This window comes from uncultured Microbulbifer sp. (assembly GCF_913055755.1).
Lineage (GTDB): Bacteria > Pseudomonadota > Gammaproteobacteria > Pseudomonadales > Cellvibrionaceae > Microbulbifer.
Map to the genome: position 1 here is coordinate 1 of NZ_CAJXKH010000145.1, position 5,392 is coordinate 5,392.

Consider the following 5,392-nt stretch of genomic DNA (forward strand, 5'->3'; position numbering starts at 1 on the left):
CCCTCAACCCATCCCTGGGGGCTCTGCGAAAACATCCCTGTTTTCGAAGGTCTCGGAAGTTGGCCCCCGCCATCGCCACCTTCGCGGAAGGTTCGGTGTGGCTTATCAAGTAACGCGCTATATCGCCGCGGCTGTAGCCCGCTGCAGCGGGCTGGAACGCCTTGTGGTGTTCTTCTTCAACAGCTCCCTCAGGTCCTCCAGCAGGTTGTCCCGCACCATTTTGCTGTCCCAGTAGCCGTCGTGGGCCACCAGTTGCGGGCCCCAGCTGGCCGCGCTCCAGTCCGCCAGCGGGCGGGTTTCGTAGTCGCGGTAGACGGCCTGGTTGTAGGAGGGGCTGAGGGGTTTGAGGGGCCAGCCGAACAGGTCGTCGGGGTGGTAGAAGTTTTTCCAGCGGAAGTTGTAGCCGCGGGTGTCCGAGGTGACGGCCTGGATCTGGTCCCGGGGCATGGCGGCGGTCCACAGGGGGATACTGGGGCCGAGGGTGTACCAGTGCGCGAGGGTTTTGCCGCGCAGGAACAGGTCTTTGGCAGAGCCTTTGTGCACGCCCTTGGGGCCACCGTCGCGCCAGATGCCGTGGTTGATGATCGGTCGCTGGGCGTCCCACAGGTAGTTGGAGAGGATGTTGCAGCCGATGGAGTGGGTGAGCAGGATGACCGGGGCGGTATCGCCCGCGGCCTTGGCGGCGCGCTCGAGGGTCTGGTACACCGCCTGCTGGGTCTTCTCGTAGTTGCCGTCGCGCTGGTCGACGTCGCTCAGCTGTGCCGCGGTCTCGGACAGGCCGTACAGCATGAATTTGCGCGCGCGCAGGTAGTCCATGTCGCGCTTCTGCATGGCCTCGAACGTCCGCTCGAGATTGTGCTGGAGATGCCCCTGGCACAGCAGGGTGTCGGCATGGATGCGGGACCAGTCCTGCCCCAGGGCGGATTTAAGGTGGTCGAACAGCGGATCAGCAAACCCCTCTTCCACTGCGCCCATTCCCGGTGCCGCCAGTATTACCAGATCGGCCATTTTTGCTCCCCGTGGTATACCCCGCGCGCCTCGATCGCAGTGAGAGCCGCAGGAGTAGGAACCTCTAGTATTGTTATGGATTGGATGCGCGCACTGATTCGGGGTTTACCCACGCATCCTCTTTTGTTGAATTTTGTGCCGCCTATCAATAAACGGACTACTACTGGTTCACCACAAACGGAAAAAGCTACCACTGGCGGCCGCCAATGGGAAGTTTCGCGCCAAAATTCGCACTTTTGACAAATTTTTCAAGATTTTTCACGGAAGCGAGGAACTTCTGGCGATGTGGTACATCCAAGTTAGCAGATTCCCCCTTGGATCTGCGTTGTACATGGTAACCTCTCATCGTATGTAATATTGAAGCCGGCCCCCAAGCCGGCTTTTTTTTGCTTGTAATTTGAGGTTCGGGAACAGGGCTCTGAGAGCAGCATTTGTGGCGGCGACGATACCGGGGGCAGCCTTGCGAGACACGCCGTAAACCCATCCCTGGGGGCTCTTCCGCGAGGTCCCTCTCGCGGAAGGTCTCGCAAGGCTGCCCCCGGTATCGTCGCCTTCGCAGATAGCCCAGCCTCTTATGGACGCGGCGGCGCGTCTGAGCGGCGGCGGATCAGGGTGAAATCCAGCTGGACCTGCTGGCCGCTTTCCGCCTCGCCGGCGCGGCGCGCGCGGACCTTTTTCACCAGCAGATCCACCGCCGCCCGGGACATATCCATGACCGGCTGGTGAATCGTGGTGAGTTCGGGCCAGATAGTGGTGGCGAGAGCGGTGTCATCGTAGCCACAGACGGTCAGGTCCTTCGGCACATCCAGCCCGCGGCGCTGGGCCACGGAGATGGCCGCGGCGGCCATTTCATCATTGCTGGCAAAAATGGCCGTGGGCGGGTTGTCCAGGGACAGCAGCTGTTCGGTGGCATTGAGCCCGGAGCGGTAGGTAAACAGCCCCTCCACTTCCAGTGCGCTGTCCGCCACCAGGGACGAATCCTTCAGCGCCTGTCGGTAGCCCTCGAGGCGGCGCTGGCTCACCTGCTGGCCGCGGTCGCCGGTGATAAAGGCAATGCGACGGTGCCCCAGGGACGCGATGTGCCGGGTCATCTCATAGGCGGCCTGGTAATCGTCGATCTTGACTACCGAGATATTGTTGCGGGGCTGTTCGGACGCGATGAGTACCGCGGGGGTGTCACTGGCTTCCAGCACATCGAGCACCGCCGGCAGGTCCGACAGCGGCGGCGGCAGCAGCATGGCCTCGACGCCGCCGTCCAGCATGCGCGCGGTGACCGCATCGGCATTCAACTGCGCGTCGCAGTGCTCCACCACCAGCTGCACGTTGTAGCGGCTGGACTGCTCCAGTGCGCCGATCAGGAAGGCACTCAGGTAGGAGGCGCTGAGGTTGCTGTGCAGCAACCCCACCTTGATCTGGGCAGCGCCGGCCAGGCTGCGCGCGGCGCTGTTGGGGGTATAGCCCAGGGCCTTGATGGCAGCGTTGACGGTCTCGCGGGTTTTCGCCCGCACATTGTCTTCGCCGTTGATTACCCGGGACACGGTCATCGGCGACACGCCCGCCTTGCGGGCCACATCGGCGATGGTGGGGCCACTGCCCTGGCGCCGGCTCTGTCTCTGTTTCACGGTTTACTGGATCCGAAAGGTCACGTCTGGCGGCCAATCATCTAACCAAAGCGCCGGCGGAAGCAACCTCCCCCGCCGACACAATCACTTCGCCAGGCTTTCCGCCGCACCGGCTTCCATACCACTCCCCGCCCTGGCCATCGGACAATAGTCCCGCACAAACGCCTCGTGCGCCGGCAGTTGCGCCACCGCGCGCTGGATATTTTCCCGCAGGCCGGCGAGAAAGCCCTGCAGCTCCCGATCCGACATCATGTTCGGCAGCGGGTGGTGGGACCGGGGCATCAGTCCCTGGCCGATCATCACCTGCACCCAGGAATCCACCCGGAACAGTTCGCCCTCCGCCTGGTAGGCGCGGCCGGACTCACGGAACAGATCCATGCGCTCGCGCAGTGTCTGCGGTATTTCCATATCGGCGCAGTAGCGCCAGAAGGCGCTGTCGTTGCGCCGGGTCAGGTGGTAGTGCAGGACGATGAAATCACGGATTTTTTCCAGCTCGGCGCGGGTTTCGCGGTTGTAGTAATCCACCGTCGCCGGTGAAATCCCGTCGACAGGGAAATTCTGCAACAGGCGCGTGACCCCCGTGATCACCAGGTGGATACTGGTGGACTCCAGCGGTTCGATAAACCCACTCGCCAGCCCCAGCGCAATACAGTTCTTGTGCCACGCCTTGCGCCGGCGCCCGGTGCGGAAGCGGATCAGGCGCGGGTCGGTCAGCGGCTTGCCGGCAAGGTTTTCCAGCAACTGCGCGCGCGCATCGTCATCGGAAAGATGCCCGCTGCAATACACCAGGCCGTTGCCGGTGCGGTGCTGCAGGGGGATGCGCCACTGCCAACCGGACTCCCGGGCCATGGAGCGGGTGTAGGGGGCCATGGCGCCAGTGGATTCGGTCTGCAGCGCAACCGCGCTGTCGCAGGGCAGCCAGTGGGACCAGTCCTCGTACCCGCTGTGCAGGGTCTGCTCGATCAACAGGCCGCGAAAACCGGTGCAGTCGATAAACAGATCGCCCGCGATGCACTGGCCGCTCTCCAGCCGCAGCGCTTCGATATGGCCGCTGTCCTTGTCCTGCTCGACACCCGCGATCTTGCCCTCAACCCGCTGCACCCCCAGTTTTTCACTGAAGCTGCGCAGGAATTTTGCATAGAGCCCCGCATCCAGGTGGTAGGCGTAATTGATATTCGAATTCGGGCCGATGCCGAAGCGCCCCTGCTCCGCCGCCTGCAATTCCAAGCAGTAATCGCCAATACCGGTATCGATGCCCCGCTCCAGTCCGCGCAGCCAGAAATGGTGGAACTCCGCCAGCCAGCTCTCGCGGCCATTCTTGCCGAAGGCATGGATATAGCGCTCGCCCTGCTGCCCCCAGTTTTCGAACTCGATGCCGAGCTTGAAAGTGGCGGAAGTCGCGCGCATGAATTCCCGCTCGTCGATACCCAGCAACTGGTGGAAAACCCGCATGGGTGGAATGGTCGCCTCGCCGACACCGACGGTACCGATGGCCTCCGACTCCACCAAGGTGATATCCACCAGCGCCCCGAGTTTTTTCGACAGCGCCGCGGCGGCGACCCAGCCGGCGGTACCGCCGCCGGCGATCACCACGCGGTATTTTTTTCCGGAGTGCATGCCGTCGCTTGCAGCAGAATTTTCTTTGGTGTGCATACGGCCTCCGGTTAGCGGTTCAGTTTGTTCAGCAACATTGCACGCAGGCGGCGCGCGGCGGTTTCATCCAGCGGCCCCAGGGTATCCCAGGCGTGCTCCGGCAGGTGCGCGCGGGGCTTCTGCGGATCGTCAAAAATGTAGTAATCGAACAGTGCTTTCCATGCCTGGCGCTGATGTACAGGGAGGTTTCGCAACCCCAGAATCGCGTGCAGTAACGCGTTGGTGGGGCGCCCCATATACGCCTCGGAATCCCGCCACCAGTGGGTGTACAGGACGTTCAGGGTGTCCAGGCTTTCGACATGGTGCCACCACATGCCGGGAATATACAGCGCGTCCCCTGCTTCCAGTTCCGCAGTCTGTGCATTTTCCAGTGCATCGCGAAACCGCGGAAAACGCGCAAAGTCCGGATGGTAAAAATCCACCAGACTGATTTCCTGGCCGCCGGGGGCAAAGTCCAGCGGGCCCGGATAGAGGTTGCCGATCTGATCCGGCGGCAATAACGTGAATCGACGCTTGCCGGCAATATTGCACGCGAGATTGTTGGGAAAGTCATAGTGCGCAGCCACACGGACTTTATTCCCCAGCCACAGCGACCCCATGGGGGAGACACTGTTTACCCCGGCGTCGTTGACTGCGGCAAACTCCGGAAACCAGTAGGAGACTTCGCTCGATGGCATATAGCGCATGGGCGGGTTTTCCCCGTCGGCGTGGACGAGAATCTCCTCCAGCAGCGCATCCAATGGCACCCGCCGGGTCTCGAAATTGAATCCGCTCAGATCATCGTTGTAGAAAACCCGACCGCCCGCATCCGCGCTGCCGTAACAGCCATTGACGGGATGCCCGCTGTACTGACTCAGCAGGTAATCGACCATCGCGCGCGGAGACACTTTCGCGGCCTGCACTGCGGGGAAATGGTCGCAATAACCGCGCAACACCAGTGGACGGGTAACGCCGGCCACAGATGCCAGCATGTTTTCAGGCGTTATCCCCTGGGCTTCATCAGTACTCGCAAGGCCGGCAGTTTCGATATACGGGGTTTTCACGGTACACCTCACGCGCCAGCGGCGCGGCGGTTTTTTTCATTCAGGTTCTTTGCATCTATCAGACGG

General features: G+C 62.2%; 4 protein-coding genes. All 4 read right to left on the reverse strand.

Going from position 1 to position 5,392, the window contains the following annotated elements:
- Nucleotides 1-117: 117 nt before the first annotated feature.
- The 4 genes from QZ511_RS16165 to QZ511_RS16180 all read right to left on the reverse strand — a co-directional run bounded on the left by QZ511_RS16165 (nt 118) and on the right by QZ511_RS16180 (nt 5,326).
- Nucleotides 118-1,008, reverse strand: coding sequence for a hypothetical protein (locus QZ511_RS16165; protein ID WP_295804024.1), 891 nt, complete (start codon nt 1,006-1,008; stop codon nt 118-120).
- A 572-nt stretch (nt 1,009-1,580) separates the two neighbouring features.
- A complete protein-coding gene (locus QZ511_RS16170) occupies nt 1,581-2,630 on the reverse strand; it encodes a LacI family DNA-binding transcriptional regulator (RefSeq protein WP_295804025.1) in 1,050 nt (349 codons plus the stop codon).
- Between the two features lie 84 nt (nt 2,631-2,714).
- A complete protein-coding gene (locus QZ511_RS16175) occupies nt 2,715-4,283 on the reverse strand; it encodes a tryptophan halogenase family protein (RefSeq protein ID WP_295804028.1) in 1,569 nt (522 codons plus the stop codon).
- 11 nt (nt 4,284-4,294) lie between these two features.
- Entirely contained in the window at nt 4,295-5,326 is a 1,032-nt protein-coding gene (locus tag QZ511_RS16180) for a cupin-like domain-containing protein (protein WP_295804031.1), read from the reverse strand.
- Between the last annotated feature and the right edge of the window lie 66 nt (nt 5,327-5,392).

Coding starts and splice junctions, on each gene's coding strand:
- QZ511_RS16165 (WP_295804024.1), bottom strand. CDS start 1,008: ATGGCCGATCTGGTAATACTGGCGGCACCGGGAATGGGCGCAGTGGAA.
- QZ511_RS16175 (WP_295804028.1), bottom strand. CDS start 4,283: ATGCACACCAAAGAAAATTCTGCTGCAAGCGACGGCATGCACTCCGGA.